Annotated in this window: 15 protein-coding genes and 1 pseudogene; 7 read left to right on the top strand and 9 right to left on the bottom strand. The window is 59.8% G+C overall.

What is annotated here, in order from left to right:
* Window positions 1–125: 125 nt before the first annotated feature.
* Together CD58_RS26665 and ligB are read right to left on the bottom strand one after the other, a co-directional pair.
* Entirely contained in the window at window positions 126–530 is a 405-nt protein-coding gene (locus CD58_RS26665) for a DUF1090 domain-containing protein (protein WP_025215924.1), read from the bottom strand.
* 91 nt (window positions 531–621) lie between these two features.
* On the bottom strand, window positions 622–2,295 hold the full coding sequence (gene ligB, locus CD58_RS26660; protein ID WP_025215923.1) for an NAD-dependent DNA ligase LigB: 1,674 nt from the start codon (window positions 2,293–2,295) through the stop codon (window positions 622–624).
* 208 nt (window positions 2,296–2,503) lie between these two features.
* On the opposite strand from ligB, the gene CD58_RS26655 reads away from it, so the two are divergent.
* Window positions 2,504–3,124: a LysE family translocator gene (locus tag CD58_RS26655; RefSeq protein WP_025215922.1), complete on the top strand. Its 621-nt coding sequence runs from the start codon at window positions 2,504–2,506 to the stop codon at window positions 3,122–3,124.
* Between the two features lie 255 nt (window positions 3,125–3,379).
* On the opposite strand, the gene metK is transcribed toward CD58_RS26655, so the two are convergent.
* The 3 genes and pseudogenes from metK to CD58_RS31025 form a co-directional block, all read right to left on the bottom strand.
* Window positions 3,380–4,570: a methionine adenosyltransferase gene (metK, locus tag CD58_RS26650; protein WP_025215921.1), complete on the bottom strand. Its 1,191-nt coding sequence runs from the start codon at window positions 4,568–4,570 to the stop codon at window positions 3,380–3,382.
* A 19-nt stretch (window positions 4,571–4,589) separates the two neighbouring features.
* Window positions 4,590–5,584 (bottom strand): annotated as a pseudogene (locus tag CD58_RS26645) (ArsR/SmtB family transcription factor).
* 11 nt (window positions 5,585–5,595) lie between these two features.
* Complete coding sequence (locus CD58_RS31025; RefSeq protein WP_144238637.1) at window positions 5,596–5,826, bottom strand: hypothetical protein; 231 nt, start codon at window positions 5,824–5,826, stop codon at window positions 5,596–5,598.
* 30 nt (window positions 5,827–5,856) lie between these two features.
* Between CD58_RS31025 and tkt the strand changes: the two genes are divergently transcribed.
* The 6 genes from tkt (at window position 5,857) to fba (ending at window position 12,222) form a co-directional block, all read left to right on the top strand.
* Window positions 5,857–7,854, top strand: coding sequence for a transketolase (tkt, locus tag CD58_RS26640; RefSeq protein WP_025215920.1), 1,998 nt, complete (start codon window positions 5,857–5,859; stop codon window positions 7,852–7,854).
* Between the two features lie 148 nt (window positions 7,855–8,002).
* Window positions 8,003–9,073, top strand: a complete 1,071-nt coding sequence (gene epd, locus CD58_RS26635; RefSeq protein WP_025215919.1) for an erythrose-4-phosphate dehydrogenase — start codon at window positions 8,003–8,005, stop codon at window positions 9,071–9,073.
* A gap of 24 nt (window positions 9,074–9,097) precedes the next feature.
* Window positions 9,098–10,261 carry a phosphoglycerate kinase gene (locus tag CD58_RS26630; protein WP_025215918.1) on the top strand — a complete coding sequence of 388 codons (1,164 nt, stop codon included), beginning with the start codon at window positions 9,098–9,100 and terminating at the stop codon, window positions 10,259–10,261.
* A gap of 31 nt (window positions 10,262–10,292) precedes the next feature.
* A complete protein-coding gene (locus CD58_RS26625; protein WP_025215917.1) occupies window positions 10,293–10,520 on the top strand; it encodes a hypothetical protein in 228 nt (75 codons plus the stop codon).
* Window positions 10,521–10,576: 56 nt separating this feature from the next.
* Window positions 10,577–10,912, top strand: coding sequence for an MliC family protein (locus CD58_RS26620; RefSeq protein ID WP_025215916.1), 336 nt, complete (start codon window positions 10,577–10,579; stop codon window positions 10,910–10,912).
* A 245-nt stretch (window positions 10,913–11,157) separates the two neighbouring features.
* Entirely contained in the window at window positions 11,158–12,222 is a 1,065-nt protein-coding gene (gene fba / locus CD58_RS26615; protein ID WP_003177554.1) for a class II fructose-bisphosphate aldolase, read from the top strand.
* A gap of 537 nt (window positions 12,223–12,759) precedes the next feature.
* Here the strand turns inward: fba and CD58_RS26610 are convergent.
* From CD58_RS26610 to CD58_RS26595, 4 genes are all read right to left on the bottom strand, one after another.
* A complete protein-coding gene (locus CD58_RS26610) occupies window positions 12,760–13,269 on the bottom strand; it encodes an RICIN domain-containing protein (RefSeq protein WP_025215915.1) in 510 nt (169 codons plus the stop codon).
* 266 nt (window positions 13,270–13,535) lie between these two features.
* Window positions 13,536–13,814 carry a ribbon-helix-helix domain-containing protein gene (locus CD58_RS26605; protein ID WP_025215914.1) on the bottom strand — a complete coding sequence of 93 codons (279 nt, stop codon included), beginning with the start codon at window positions 13,812–13,814 and terminating at the stop codon, window positions 13,536–13,538.
* Window positions 13,815–13,943: 129 nt separating this feature from the next.
* On the bottom strand, window positions 13,944–14,228 hold the full coding sequence (locus CD58_RS26600; protein WP_025215913.1) for a hypothetical protein: 285 nt from the start codon (window positions 14,226–14,228) through the stop codon (window positions 13,944–13,946).
* Between the two features lie 738 nt (window positions 14,229–14,966).
* Window positions 14,967–15,635 (bottom strand): polysaccharide lyase family 7 protein, encoded by a 669-nt coding sequence (locus CD58_RS26595; RefSeq protein ID WP_025215912.1) that lies wholly within the window; start codon window positions 15,633–15,635, stop codon window positions 14,967–14,969.
* Between the last annotated feature and the right edge of the window lie 121 nt (window positions 15,636–15,756).

Genomic DNA, 15,756 nt, shown 5'->3' with positions numbered 1-15,756 from the left:
GAGCTTCAAGTTTCAAGCGGCAAGCTCAAAGCTCCACACTTGCAGCTTGCAGCTTGCAGCTTGCAGCTTGCAGCTTGCAGCTTGCAGCTTGCAGCTTGCAGCTTGCAGCTTGCAGCTTGCAGCTGCTACTTATCCAACTCATCCACCGCTTCCTGCAACTCCTTGCGGGAGGCGGCCAGCTTGTCCTTGCGCTTGTTGATTCGCTCGGCGTCGCCTTTTTTCATGGCCTTTTCCAGATCGGCCTGACGCCGACTGACCTCATGCTTGGCGTCGAGCACCTTGTTTTCACGCTCCTTGCGCAAGGAAGCGTCGGTGCATTGGGTGGTGACTTCGTTTAACGCAGTCTCCAGGCCCGCCTGCTGGTCCTGGTTGCCGCGGGACTTGGCCAGTTCGATCTGGTTGATGATGCCCTGGCGCTTGGCTGCGCAGCCAGTGAGCTCCGGTGTGTCCGGTGCTTGCTCGTCCGCCATCAAAGGGGCGGCCATGGCGCTGCATAAGACCAGCAGGGCAACGGGGGACAGGAAATTCATAGCAACTCCGTAAAAAACTCGCGAGCGGTCGGTACAGATGCGCTGTTGGAACGCACGTTTGCCCCTTGGGTTCAACTGCTCGGGGCTTGCGTCAAAAACCATCGACCCCGGCAGTGCGTAATATTTCACTCAAAGCCAGCACCTGCGGGTCGCGGAAAAAAGCGCTCAATTGCGCGGCGCGTCCCGGTCCGATGCCAGCTTCGGCTTGCCATTGTTCGGTGTCGCGCTCGGCCAACGCCTGCCACGGCCCCTCTAGCCGGGCCTCTCCGGTGGGCGGCAGGCCGAGGGCCTTGAGCCATTGTTCGAACGGGCGCTGCCGGGCACTGTGCAAACTGGCGAGCAGGCGAGCGCTGCTGTATTCACCGAAGCCAGCAATGTTAGCAAGCTCGGCGGCATCGAGGGTCAACCAATCCAGTAATCCGTCGAGTCGACCGGCGGCCAGGAGTTTTTTCCAGGTGCCCGGGCCGACATGGGGCAGGGCGAGCCCGTGTTTGCCGCTGAGCCAATCCAGGCGCGCGAGGAACTGGCTTTCGCAGCCGGGGGTCGGTTGCCAGCAACTCAAGAAGTGATAATCGGCTGCCGCAGGGGCGTTGAGGTCCTGCCGCTCGATGCTGCGCAGCACGACGCTGTCGAGGCGTGGAATGGTCAGTCCGGCCAGGCTGATGGCGACCTGGTCGCCAGGACGGATGTCCATCTCCTCCCAACGCTTGAGGGAACTGACGCTCACCCGACGGATTCGCCGGTCATCGAGCATGACCGGCTCGAGTTCCAATACGGGCGTGATGCGCCCGGTACGACCGATCTTGAAGCGCACCTTGCGCACTTCGGCCAAGGCTTGGGCATAGGGGTATTTCCAGGCCACGCTCCAGAACGGCGCCCTGGCCTGCCAGCGGTCGGCGGGTGGGCGGCGGCTCTGGCGCAGGACAATACCGTCGCTGGCGAATGGCAGCGGCGTGCGATACCAGTGGTCGCGCCAGTGCTCGGCATCGGCCAGAACCTGGACAGGCTGGTTGTAATGGAGCGTGTCAGCGAAGCCCAGCTCACTCAGCGCGGCCATCCGTTCGGGCAGGGTGGTCGGCCCTTCAGGCCAGTCCCAGACAAACAGGCCAATGTCCGCCGCCTCCTGCGCCGTCATATTCGTGCGGGCCATCAGGCCTGTCACGGTTCCCCGGGCGTTGAGACTGCCGCTGCTGGCCTGGACATGAGTGAGCAACCGCCAGTACAACTCGCCCTGGACGACCAGGTCCCGAGGCTGGCGCAACCGTTGGGGGATGGCGCCGATTTTGCGCGCATTCGGGGTCCAGTCGTGTCCTTGCACGCCGTCGCCACGGCTGATTGCCTGCTGCAGGTGTCCTTCGCGATAGATCAAGGTCACCGCCACGCCGTCGACTTTCGGTTGCGCCCAGACGTCCTTGCGATTTTGCAACCAGGCCTCCACGGCGTCGGCATCCTTGAGTTTATCCAGACCGGTATGAACAACCGGGTGCGGTATCTTCCCGCCCGCCGTGAGCAAGGGATTGCCGGGCGCCTCGAGGCTAAAGCAACGGCGCCATCGGCCCAGTTGTGTGCGGGACTGATCATAAAGTTCATCGGCAACCAGGGAGCGACCCAGTCGGTGATAACTGTCGTCCCAGCTGTCGATTTGCCGTTGCAGGGCGATGATCTCTGCCTGGGCGCGTTCGGTGGGCCAATCGGGGCAGGGCGCTGCGAAGACAGGAGGTGTGAGGAGGACAAAACAGCTGAGGGCACGTAATAACGGCAGCATCTAAGCATCCTTGCTTGGGTGGTGTACTGGAAGGCTAGTCACTGTGGCGGAAGCTGCGAGGCTTGGAGCGTTACCGGATTTTGCAGGGCCTGATGGCGAAGTCGCGGCGGTACAGTGCGGCGGGATTTAACCGCACAACTGTCCCTTGAACCCATCCATAGCCGGCGCAGAATGAGTCCTCGACCTGCCTCTGCCTGGAGCGCCCACGATGGACCCGACGACCCTCGCTGTTTTCATTCCGGCCTGCTTCGCGCTGAACATGGCGCCGGGGCCGAATAACCTGCTGTCCATCAGCAACGCTTCGCGCTATGGCTTCGTCCGGGCGTGCAGCGGTGGCATCGGGCGACTAGCGGCATTTGCAATCATGATCGCCTTGGCGGCGGTAGGGCTCACTGCTGTGCTGCACACCTCGGAGTTGCTGTTCCTGGGGATCAAGCTGGTCGGTGCCGGTTATCTTTTCTACCTCGCGGTGCAGTTGTGGCGGGCACAGCCTGAGGCCGGAAACGAAGCCGCGATCACGGCGATGAGCATGACCAGCCTGGCGCGCCAGGAATTCCTGGTGGCGATCGGCAATCCGAAGGCGATCCTGTTGTTTACCGCGTTCCTGCCGCAGTTCGTCGACCGCACGGGCACCGTCACCCAACAGTTCGCCGTGCTGGGCGGTTTGTTCCTGGCGCTGGAGTGCGTCGCCATCGGGTTGTACTGCTACATGGGCATTTATGCGCGGCGGCTGTTTGCCCGGCCTAGCGGCAAGCGGCTGTTCAATCGGATGTGTGCAGGGCTGCTGGCCAGTGCGGCGTCGTTTTTGCTGGTGGCGCGACGGACCTAGATTCACTGACGGTCCCTGTTGGGGCCGGGGGACATGGCCCCCCTGTGGCGAGGGGATTTATCCCCGCTGGGCTGCGAAGCAGCCCCAAAATGGTCAAGCATGGATAACCTGACACGCCGAGGCCGCTGATTTGGGGGCCGCTGCGCAGCCCAGCGGGGACAAATCCCCTCACCACAGGGCGGTGCTTGACTTCAATTTTTGAAAAAAAAGCCCCCGGCGACCCAGTCGCCAGGGGCTTTTTCGTACCAGCAGGTCTTACAGGCCGGCAGCGGCGCGCAGGGCGTCGGCGCGGTCGGTTTTTTCCCAAGTGAAGGTGGTGAAGGTATCGTCACCGACCGTCTTGGTTTGCGGCGTGCGGCCGAAGTGACCGTAGGCTGCGGTTTCCTGGTACATCGGGTGCAGCAGGTCGAGCATCGTGGTGATGGCGTATGGACGCAGGTCGAACACATCACGAACCAGCTTGATGATTTTGTCATCGCTGATCTTGCCGGTGCCGAAGGTGTTCAGCGAGATCGACGTAGGCTGGGCGACGCCGATGGCGTAGGACACCTGGATCTCGCAACGCTCGGCCAGGCCTGCGGCGACGATGTTCTTGGCGACATAACGACCGGCATAGGCCGCCGAACGGTCAACCTTCGATGGATCCTTGCCGGAGAACGCGCCGCCGCCGTGACGGGCCATGCCGCCGTAGCTGTCGACGATGATCTTGCGACCGGTCAGGCCGCAGTCGCCCACCGGGCCGCCAATGATGAACTGGCCGGTCGGGTTGATGTGGAACTGGGTGTCCTTGGACAGCAACTCGGCAGGCAGCACGTGCTTGACGATCAGTTCCATCACGCCTTCGCGCAAGTCTTTGTAGGAGACTTCCGGGTTGTGCTGGGTCGACAGCACGACGGCGTCGATACCGACTACCTTGCCGCCTTCGTAACGGCACGTCACTTGGGACTTGGCGTCCGGGCGCAGCCAAGGCAGCAGGCCGGATTTACGCGCTTCGGCCTGACGCTGGACCAACTGGTGCGAGAAGGTGATCGGTGCTGGCATCAGCACGTCGGTTTCATTGCTGGCGTAGCCGAACATCAGGCCCTGGTCGCCGGCGCCCTGATCTTCAGGCTTGGCACGGTCAACGCCCTGGTTGATGTCGGGAGACTGCTTGCCGATGATGTTCATCACACCGCAGGTCGCGCCGTCGAAACCGACGTCGGAGCTGTTGTAGCCGATGCCCAGGATGACGTCACGAACGATTTGTTCCAGGTCGACCCAGGCCGAGGTGGTGACTTCGCCGGCGATGATCGCCACGCCCGTTTTCACCAGAGTCTCGCACGCCACGCGGGCGAACTTGTCTTCAGCAATGATGGCGTCCAGCACCGCATCAGAAATCTGGTCGGCGATTTTGTCCGGATGCCCTTCAGACACGGACTCGGAGGTGAAAAGGGAGTATTCGCTCATCTCGATGTTTTCCTACAAGTTACCGATGGTGAGTGTCGCCAGCCGGTCGCTGAAAATGGCGGACCTGAATCTGGAAACCATTACGTAAGCCTACATAGAGGCTTTCCCCGGGCACGAGGCCCGCAGCGGTGGCCCAACGGGCCAGATCGTCCTGTTCAAACCCCAACCAGAGATCACCGCAGGCCTCCCTGGCCCAACTCTGGTTGTGGCTGCATAACTCTGTCACCAACAGGCTACCGCCTGGTTGCAGCAGGCCGGCCATGTGCCGGAGTGCGTCGGCCGGCGCGGCGAAATGGTGCAGCACCATGTTCAATACCACGCAGTCGGCCTGCAGGCTCACGCCATCCAAGGCATCGGCCAGCTGCAGGCTGACATTAGCCAAGGTTTCACGCTCGCACACCTGGCGCGCCAGTTCGAGCATGGCCGGGCTGTTGTCCAGCGCGGTCACTTGGCTGAAGCGCCGCGCCAGTTCCGGCAGGAAAGCGCCGTCGCCGGGGCCGACTTCGATGGCGGTGGCGGTGGGTTCGAAGCTCAATTTATCCAGCAGCGCCACGACGCTTTCACGGTATTGCGGCAATCCGGCGATCAGGTCTTGCTGGGCACGAAACTTCTCGGCCACCCGTGCGAAAAAGTCCTGGCTGGCGGCGGCCCGTTGTCCGTGTACCTGGGCGATGCGGGCCTGCACGTCGGGGGGCAGGTCCAGTTCGTCCACTTCCTCTAGCAACGCAGCGTGTAGCTTGCCCCCAAAAGATCGGTGTGGGGGAGGGCGCGGCGGTAAAAAATGGCGTTGCCTTCGCGGCGGGTCGCCACCAGGTCGGCCTGGGCCAGGACCTTGAGGTGGTGGCTCATGCCGGACTGGCCGATGCCGAAGATCTGCGCCAGTTCCAGCACGCCGAACGAATCGTTGGCCAGGGCGCGCAATACATTGAGCCGCAACGGATCGCCGCCGGCCTTGCAAAGGGCCGCCAGCTCATCGCAATCGTCATGGCGAATGGAAGGCACGCGTAAGTTCATAGGGCGGCAGTCTAGAGAGGGGTCTGGATCATCGCAAGGGCAATATCAAAAAGTTTTGATATTGCTCGATAAATGGCACTTCCCAGAAGGTGCTTGACTCTACAGCCCATCAGCGGAAAGGTTTCACCTGGAGAAAGGGACTTTATCCACCGGAAAAACGCCTTTGCATGACTATCTGTCATTGCCCCGAGGCGGGTGGGTGAGGGAAAATGCTCGCCTTTTTTCAGTTTCGTTTTATTCATTCTCGATTCAATTCCCGCAGGAGATCAGCGATGCCCAGCCGTCGTGAGCGTGCCAATGCCATTCGTGCCCTCAGCATGGATGCCGTGCAAAAAGCCAACAGCGGCCATCCGGGTGCCCCTATGGGTATGGCGGATATCGCCGAGGTGCTTTGGCGCGACTACCTCAAGCACAGCCCGAGCAACCCAGCCTTCGCCGACCGTGACCGCTTCGTGCTGTCCAACGGCCACGGCTCGATGTTGATTTACTCGCTGCTGCACCTGACCGGTTACGACCTGTCGATCGATGACCTGAAGAATTTCCGCCAACTGCACAGCCGTACCCCGGGCCACCCGGAATACGGCTACACCCCAGGCGTGGAAACCACCACCGGTCCATTGGGCCAAGGCCTGGCCAACGCCGTGGGCTTTGCCCTGGCGGAAAAAGTCCTGGCGGCGCAGTTCAACCGCCCAGGCCATAACGTCGTCGATCACCACACCTACGTGTTCCTGGGTGATGGCTGCATGATGGAAGGCATTTCCCACGAAGTCGCCTCCCTGGCCGGCACCTTGGGCCTGGACAAGCTGATCGCTTTCTACGACGACAACGGCATCTCCATCGACGGTGAAGTCGAAGGCTGGTTCACCGACGACACCCCCAAGCGCTTCGAAGCCTACAACTGGCTGGTGATCCGCAATGTCGACGGCCACGATCCGGAAGAAATCAAGACCGCCATCGAGACGGCCCGCAAGAGCGCCCAGCCGACCCTGATCTGCTGCAAGACCACCATCGGTTTCGGTTCGCCCAACAAGCAAGGCAAGGAAGACTGCCACGGCGCGCCACTGGGTGCCGAGGAAATCGCCCTGACCCGCGCCGCGTTGAAGTGGAACCATGGCCCGTTCGAAATCCCGGCCGACATCTATGCCGAGTGGGATGCCAAGGAAAAAGGTCGTGCGCTCGAAGCCGAGTGGGACCAGCGTTTCGCGGCTTATTCCGCCGAATTCCCTGAACTGGCCAATGAACTGGTCCGTCGCCTCAGCGGCGAGCTGCCCGCCGATTTCGCCGAAAAAGCCTCGGCCTACATCGCTGAAGTGGCCGCCAAGGGCGAAACCATCGCCAGCCGCAAGGCCAGCCAGAACACCCTGAACGCCTTTGGCCCGCTGCTGCCGGAACTGCTGGGCGGTTCGGCCGACCTGGCCGGTTCCAACCTGACCCTGTGGAAAGGTTGCAAGGGCGTCAGCGCCGAGGACGCCAGCGGCAACTACATGTACTACGGCGTTCGCGAGTTCGGCATGAGCGCGATCATGAACGGCGTGACGCTGCACGGTGGCCTGGTGCCTTACGGCGCGACCTTCCTGATGTTCATGGAATATGCCCGCAACGCCGTGCGCATGTCGGCCCTGATGAAAAAGCGCGTGCTCTACGTATTCACCCACGATTCCATCGGCCTGGGCGAAGACGGCCCGACTCACCAGCCGATCGAGCAACTGGCGAGCCTGCGTTGCACCCCGAACCTTGACACCTGGCGCCCTTGCGATGCCGTGGAATCGGCAGTGGCCTGGAAATACGCCCTCGAGCGTAAAGATGGCCCTTCGGCGCTGATCTTCTCCCGCCAGAACCTGCAGCACCAAACCCGCGATGCCGGCCAGATCGACGACATCACCCGCGGCGGCTACGTGCTCAAGGACTGCATCGGCGAGCCGGAACTGATCCTGATCGCCACCGGCTCCGAAGTCGGCCTGGCCGTTCAGGCCTACGACAAGCTGACCGAGCAAGGCCGCAACGTGCGCGTAGTGTCCATGCCGTGCACCAGCGTGTTCGACGCCCAGGACGCCGGCTACAAGCAGGCGGTGTTGCCGCTGCAAGTCAGCGCCCGGATCGCCATCGAGGCTGCTCACGCCGATTACTGGTACAAGTACGTGGGCCTGGAAGGCCGCGTGATCGGCATGACCACCTACGGCGAATCGGCGCCCGCGCCGGCGCTGTTCGAGGAATTCGGCTTCACCCTGGAGAACATCCTGGGTCAGGCTGAAGAGCTGCTGGAAGACTGATCCGCAAACAGGTTGTCTGTTCTGACGCCATCGCGAGCAAGCTCGCTCCCACAAGGATTTTCACCGACCCTGTGGGAGCGAGCTTGCTCGCGATAGCGGTGGCTCAGACGACACTGCCTCAATGGATTCAACCAGGTCAGAGAACCCCATGCCCCAACCGCGTCCCTACAAAGTTGCACTCAACGGCTACGGCCGGATTGGTCGTTGCGTCTTGCGTGCGTTGTTCGAGCGAGGAGCCAAGGCTGGGTTCGAGATTGTGGCCATCAACGATCTGGCCGACATGGCCAGCATCGAATACCTGACACGCTTTGACTCCACCCACGGCCGGTTTCCCGGCGAAGTGCGGGTCGAGGGCGATTGTCTGCATATTAATGGCGACTGCGTGAAGGTCCTGCGCAGTGCCACCCCCGAAGGCATCGACTGGGCGTCCCTGGACGTCGATCTGGTGCTTGAGTGCTCCGGTGCCTACCACACCCGCGAAGACGGTCAGCGTTTTCTCGCGGCCGGTGCGCCACGGGTGCTGTTCTCCCAGCCGATGGCCAGCGAAGCGGATGTGGACGCGACCATCGTCTACGGCGTGAACCAGGATTGCCTGACCGGCGATGAACTGCTGGTGTCCAACGCGTCCTGCACCACCAACTGCGGCGTGCCGCTGTTGCGCCTGCTGGACCAGGCCATTGGCCTGGAGTACGTGTCGATCACCACCATTCACTCGGCGATGAACGATCAGCCGGTGATCGACGCCTATCACCATGAAGACTTGCGTCGTACCCGTTCGGCGTTCCAGTCGGTGATTCCGGTGTCCACTGGTCTGGCGAGAGGCATCGAGCGGCTGCTCCCGGAACTTGCGGGGCGAATTCAGGCCAAAGCCGTGCGGGTGCCGACCGTCAACGTGTCCTGCCTCGATATAACGATGCAGACCGTGAGCGATACCGACGCCACCGAGGTCAACCGGATCCTGCGCGAAGCCGCCACCAGCGGCCCGCTCAAAGGCCTGCTGGCCTACACCGAGTTGCCTCACGCCAGTTGTGATTTTAATCATGACCCGCATTCGGCCATTGTCGATGCCAGCCAGACCCGTGTTTCCGGGCCACGGCTCGTGAACATCCTGGCTTGGTTCGACAACGAATGGGGTTTTGCCAACCGAATGCTGGACGTCGCTGAACATTATCTGCAAACAGCGACTTCGCTTGCTGCTTCCAACAAACCTGCTCTCTAAACAGTTATCCAGGAATTGCGACCCATGACCGTGTTGAAGATGTCCGACCTCGATCTGCAAGGTAAGCGCGTACTGATCCGCGAAGACCTCAACGTTCCCGTCAAGGACGGTGTTGTCACCAGCGACGCGCGCATCCTGGCTTCGCTGCCGACCATCAAGCTGGCCCTGGAAAAAGGCGCGGCCGTGATGGTCTGCTCGCACCTGGGCCGTCCGACCGAAGGCGAATTCTCGGCCGAGAACAGCCTCAAGCCGGTAGCCGATTACCTGAGCAAGGCCTTGGGCCGTGACGTGCCACTGGTCGCTGACTACCTGGGCGGCGTGGACGTGAAGGCCGGCGACGTCGTGCTGTTCGAAAACGTGCGCTTCAACAAGGGCGAGAAAAAGAACGCTGACGAACTGGCCCAGCAATACGCGGCCCTGTGCGACGTGTTCGTGATGGACGCCTTTGGCACCGCCCACCGCGCCGAGGGTTCGACCCACGGCGTGGCGAAGTTCGCCAAAGTGGCCGCCGCCGGCCCGCTGCTGGCCGCCGAATTGGACGCGCTGGGCAAGGCCCTGGGCTCCCCGGCCCAGCCAATGGCCGCCATCGTGGCCGGCTCCAAGGTTTCCACCAAGCTCGACGTGCTCAACAGCCTGAGCCAGGTGTGCAACCAATTGATCGTCGGCGGCGGCATCGCCAATACGTTCCTGGCCGCGGCCGGTCATCCGGTCGGCAAGTCCCTGTACGAGCCAGACCTGCTGGACACCGCCCGGGAAATCGCCGCCAAAGTCAGCGTGCCGTTGCCGGTGGACGTAGTGGTGGCCAAGGAATTTGCCGAAAGCGCCACCGCCACCGTCAAGCTGATCGCTGATGTGGCCGAGGACGACATGATTCTCGACATCGGTCCGCAAACTGCCGCCCATTTCGCCGAACTGTTGAAATCTTCCCAGACTATCCTGTGGAACGGCCCGGTCGGTGTGTTCGAGTTCGACCAGTTCGGCAACGGCACCAAGGTGCTGGCCCAGGCCATCGCCGAAAGCTCCGCGTTCTCTATCGCTGGTGGCGGCGACACCCTGGCGGCCATCGACAAATATGGCGTGGCCGATCAGATCTCCTACATTTCTACCGGTGGTGGCGCGTTCCTCGAATTCGTCGAAGGCAAGGTACTGCCGGCCGTGGAAGTCCTGGAAAGCCGGGCCAAGGCCTGAAGCTGCGTTGACCAGGCAAAGGAGTGTGGTAATGGTCAAGACGTTCACGTTGCTAATGGCCGTGACGATGTTGGTGGCCTGCTCGAGCAGCCCGAAGGCCCCGTCGGCCCCGGAAACCGGGACGCCGGCGCCTGAAGAGGGTTGCTACCAGGCAGACTGGCAGGCCGAGACCAACCCGGTGCTGAACAAGCGTTCCGGGCCCGATGGCCTGGATAAATACGAGACGCAAACCCCCGCCAAGGAACATGGTTGTCCTTGACGGGTCTGACTCTTAACTCATGGCTGGCAGCGTGTGCGGTCAGTCGAGGAACACGGATGAAAGGCTTGATCGCCGTTGTGGCGTTGGCAATGTTGGCCGGTTGCGCGCAGTTGGGTTTGTCACTCTCATCCGAACCTGCGGCGGACAGCTGGACGACCTGGACCTGTGACAGCGAGGCCAAAGTGCTCTGGCGCTACACCGATACCGCCCACAAGGAAGTCGATGTACGCCTGGGCGGCGCCGATAAGGTTTATCGCCTGAAGCTTGAGCCGGGTGCTGAAGGTTCGCTGTACAGCGACGACATGCTGGCTTTTCACGTCAAGGGTGAGGAAGGCCTGGTGTATTGGGTCGCCACCAATGACTTGATTGGCCGTGGTTGCAAGGCCAATTGATCCACAGAGGTCCAATGTGGGAGCGGGCTTGCTCGCGAATGCGGCGGGTCAGCTTGCATATCCGCTGAATGTGAAACCGCATTCGCGAGCAAGCCCGCTCCCACAGGGGCCTCTATAGTTTTGAGATTTTGTTTCACCGAACACGCAGGCCGGGGCCGCCCCCCGATCCGCAATGACTTGAATAGCCGCCGCCGCTCCGGCAGGCTGGCACGATTAACGACCCTCGACCGGGAGAGACATACACAATGGCACTTATCAGCATGCGTCAGATGCTGGACCACGCAGCCGAATTCGGCTACGGCGTCCCAGCCTTTAACGTCAACAACCTTGAGCAGATGCGCGCCATCATGGAAGCCGCTGACAAGACTGACTCTCCGGTGATCGTCCAGGCTTCGGCCGGCGCCCGCAAATACGCCGGTGCGCCGTTCCTGCGTCACCTGATCCTGGCGGCGATCGAAGAATTCCCGCACATCCCGGTGTGCATGCACCAGGACCACGGCACCAGCCCGGACGTCTGCCAGCGCTCCATTCAACTGGGCTTCAGCTCGGTCATGATGGACGGCTCCCTGGGCGAAGACGGCAAGACCCCGACCGATTACGAATACAACGTGCGCGTCACCCAGCAAACCGTCGCCATGGCCCACGCCTGCGGCGTTTCGGTGGAAGGCGAACTGGGTTGCCTGGGCTCGCTGGAAACCGGCATGGCCGGTGAAGAAGACGGCATCGGCGCCGAAGGCGTGCTGGATCACAGCCAGATGCTGACCGACCCGGAAGAAGCTGCGGACTTCGTCAAGAAGACCCAAGTTGACGCCTTGGCCATCGCCATCGGCACCAGCCACGGCGCCTACAAGTTCACCAAGCCGCCTACCGGCGACGTGCTGGCGATCGACCGCATCAAGGAAATCCACAAGCGCATCCCCAACACCCACCTGGTGATGCACGGTTCGTCCTCGGTACCGCAAGAGTGGCTGGCGATCATCAACCAGTATGGCGGCGACATCAAAGAAACCTACGGCGTGCCGGTTGAAGAAATCGTCGAAGGCATCAAGTACGGCGTGCGCAAGGTCAACATCGACACCGACCTGCGTCTGGCCTCTACCGGTGCCATGCGTCGTTTGATGGCGACCAATCCGAGCGAGTTTGATCCGCGTAAGTTCTTTGGCGCTACCGTGACTGCGATGCGTGATGTGTGCATTGCGCGGTATGAGGCGTTTGGGACGGCGGGTAATGCTTCGAAGATCAAGCCGATTTCGCTGGAAGCGATGTATCAGCGGTATTTGAAGGGTGAGTTGAACGCTAAGGTCAACTGAGGCTTTAGTGGTGTGAGAAAACCCGCAGTGATGCGGGTTTTTTTACGGACGGCATTCGGCTTCGGTACGTTCACATCGAGGGCTTGAAATATCTGTTATAAAGGACGTAAAGAGTCTGATCTTAGAAAAAGTCCGTTATAGGCGACATTGTGTTGATTCTAAATTCAACTGCCTTGGGGAGGATACGCCCGCTACGGCGCGCAAAGGACTACAGCTAATAACAATTGGCCTGATTGGCGTGCTGATCGGTGTTCGTCCAGTTACACGGTATTTAGGAATAAGTTCTTCTGGCTCTTTTAGTGGCAGAGTCGCAAGAAAAGGCGGAATCCTTTGAATATCCACCCCTCCTACGAGTGAGTTGACCAACTGTGCTGACAACTCTTCAATCCTTAGCGTAGCTTAGAGTTGCAATGTTTTATTTGTCCGCTGATAGGTTGGTTTGTCAGAGTGTACATCAACGGCGTTTCTTGATTCTTGTTCTATCTATTGAGAACGTTAGAGGCAAAGGGGTGACTTCTTGTATTGGGATGATGTTTATTAAAGCTTCATGAGTCTAAATTTTTGTTGATCTTCTCCATTGAACGGACGGAGGGCGATGTTGGCATTGCTCGGGGCGTTGTCGTCCATAACTTCCAAGGCTGAACGGTACGGCTCATTTATTATATAGACCACTCCAGAGCCCGCGTCAGCAAAATACCACTGGTCCCGGTCATCGTCCGGGGCAGGATCTGCTACTGCGTTATAGTCGTTATCTGACCGAGCCTTTGCGAGTTTTAATGACTCATTTCTTTTATTGGAAATTTCGAAATCTCTGTAGGCTGGTAGGTCAATGAACCATGTGGATTCGAGTGCGTTGGTGTCTCGGTATAATTTCACGTTGTGAGTGCCATCTGCGTTTGCGGTTAACGACATGTCCACCAGCATCCTGTAATCCAAATTGGAGTAAATTTTATAGGTGCCACGTTCAATATCTACGGCTTTCAGGCCAAGGGTTCCGCCGATTGTTTTATCGGAGGCTCTAGTTTTACGACCGATGTCATCTTGCATGATGTGCTCCTTATATACGGTTCAGCGCAGGCGCGAATGTCCTGATCGCCGTTATCGAACATCCTGCTCTGAGATCGAACTGTGCGCTACTGTCAGGATTGACAGGTTGATAGACGATTTTTTTAACCTCGCATGTGCTCTATGAACAAAATAGGAATTTAGATATGTCAATCCATTACGTCATGATCGCGGAAAAGATCCAGCGGTGGTGACGATTGTGACTGGGGAAACCTTCAGTTCGGAGAGCCCTACGCCGCTATATATCACTATGATTTTATAGTGGCACTCTGGTGCTCTGCCGCCAATCGGGAGCGCACTTCATCGACGCTCAGCGCGCGTGAGAGATCAGCTTTCAATGCATCGTAAGCGGGGGCTACTTGGCCTACGAGCCAGTTTTCCAGAGCGCGATCACGGGCCAGCAGCGCCCGGAGGCCATCACGAATGACTTCGCTTTCAGTGTCGTATTCACCAGCAGCCACCTTGGCTTTCACCCTTTCGGTCAACTGGTTAGGCAGAGTGATGCTGAGCTGTTGGGTGCTGTGCATGATGAATCCCCTGGATTTGATTCTTCGATTTCAAAATGGGCGAGCTTGCTCGTGATAGCGCCGTGTCGGTCAAATCCCTGCGGATGATCCAGCGCTATCGCGAGCAAGCTCGCTCCCACCAGAGGAGCTTTATTGCCCTTCGAGCCCGCGCTGTTCAATCACTCCAAAAACATCCGCTACATCCTGGACCATGATCCGGGCGATGTTGGTTATGGTGTTGATGTCGGTCTCTGCTGAATCGCGCAGTGTGGTGCAGGCCATGAGCGTCAGGTAGTCGAGGGTGGCGTGCAGGCGTTCGCTGGCGCAGGCGTGGAGTTCGGTCAGTGGGGCTGTTTTATCGATGAACAGGACGGGGTGGGTGGTGGCGATTGGGGTTAGCGGGGTGAAGCTGTTGGATGATTGATTTGTCGACATAAGGTTGAAGTCCTCGAAGAAAAAGAAATGCCATGTATTCCTCGATAGGGCTGCGAAACCCTCCGCTAACCAAAGCCAGCAGGTGAACCGAACTATAGAAGGGGATTTTTGACGCGACAACCGACCTGTAGGACGCCCACAACCTCTGTGGCGAGGGAGCTTGCTCCCGCTCGGTGGCGCAGCCGCCGTAAACCCCTGGGCATGGGGTCGGTCTGACGAAAAGAGGGGCTGCTTCGCAGCCCAGCGGGGATAAATCCCCTCGCCACAAAGGGGGATTCCTACGAGATTTTCAGAAGGCCGGGGGAACGATCAAAATCTCCGGCCATCCCCCAAATCCTAGTCGGCTGTCAGGCCGCCATCGCGAGCAAGCTCGCTCCCACAATTGGAGCGGAGTACGACAAAGAGACAGGTCGGCTATAAGGCCGCCTCGGGCGTGCTTTTGATCTGGGGCGCCCCGTTAAACCACGCTGGCCGAACGCAGGCATTGCGTAGTGGGCATCCCGGCATGGATGCCGGGATAGCCGCGCTGGGCCATGGATGGCCCTTCGCGGCGGGCCCACGGAGCAATGCCGGAGAGAGGGCATGCCGAGCCTAAGCGAGGCACCGAGTGGTGGGGCAAGAGCGTTTTGCTTACTTTTGCGCTTCTCAAAAGTGAGCCGCTGTAAGAGCGGAACCGCCAGTAGCCGTGACCGCAGCAACGGATATACACACGGTAGCTCTCTATCGAAAGCACTCAGGTCAAGTGTTGTGATCGATATCCAACTTACTGAACGTCACCTTCCCACCTTCGCTGGTATACCCACTGTTGTCCTGCACATACACGCCAGCCTTGAAATACAACGGTTTGACCTTCCATTGGGAGCTGATGGTGGTGTACCAACTACGACCCGCCGCAGTAATACCCAAGTCGCCGGTTCGATCAAGGTGAAGCCGATAACTGAAGGACTGGGAAAGCTTCACGCCGCTGGCCACAGTAATAACCCGACCCTCATCGTCATCAGGACGCATGCGGACCTTGGCAACGATATCGCCAGTCTTGCCGTCATCCTTGTACTGGTACTCCAGTTTCACCATCGGTTTGCTGCTGTCCTTGGCATGAATCTGCCCAATCACGATCTTGCCGCTGCTGGGCACCTGATTGACGACCAGGGTCGCGCTCAATTTATTGTCGGCATCGGGATACAGCCAGTTGCGCAAGGTGCCGTCTTTATAAGTCTCCCGCAATTCGCTGCGCGGGTAGACCGCGTTTTCAGTCTTGGTGCCGGTGACAGGTGACCAGAAATACACCGTGCTGCCTTCGGAGTTGAAATATTTATCCTTGAACCCATCCACCAGCCGAGGCGTTTCAATGGTTTTCGGCGGGCTGCCCTCGGGGATGCTCAAGTTCCAGGTTGCAAGATCGACCATGCTCGGATCCTTTCTGTACATAAGAAATGATTTACGCCACAGCCGGAGGCTCTAAGACGCGCTTTGGCAGACGCCAGGAGGAAGCAGGATCGAACGTTTTTCACGTGATTCCGGCGGAGGG

The sequence above is a fragment of the Pseudomonas brassicacearum genome (assembly GCF_000585995.1).
In the GTDB taxonomy this organism is placed as follows: domain Bacteria; phylum Pseudomonadota; class Gammaproteobacteria; order Pseudomonadales; family Pseudomonadaceae; genus Aquipseudomonas; species Aquipseudomonas brassicacearum_A.
The sequence above is the reverse complement of the archived record's forward strand: the minus strand, read 5'-3'. Positions and strand labels throughout refer to the sequence as shown.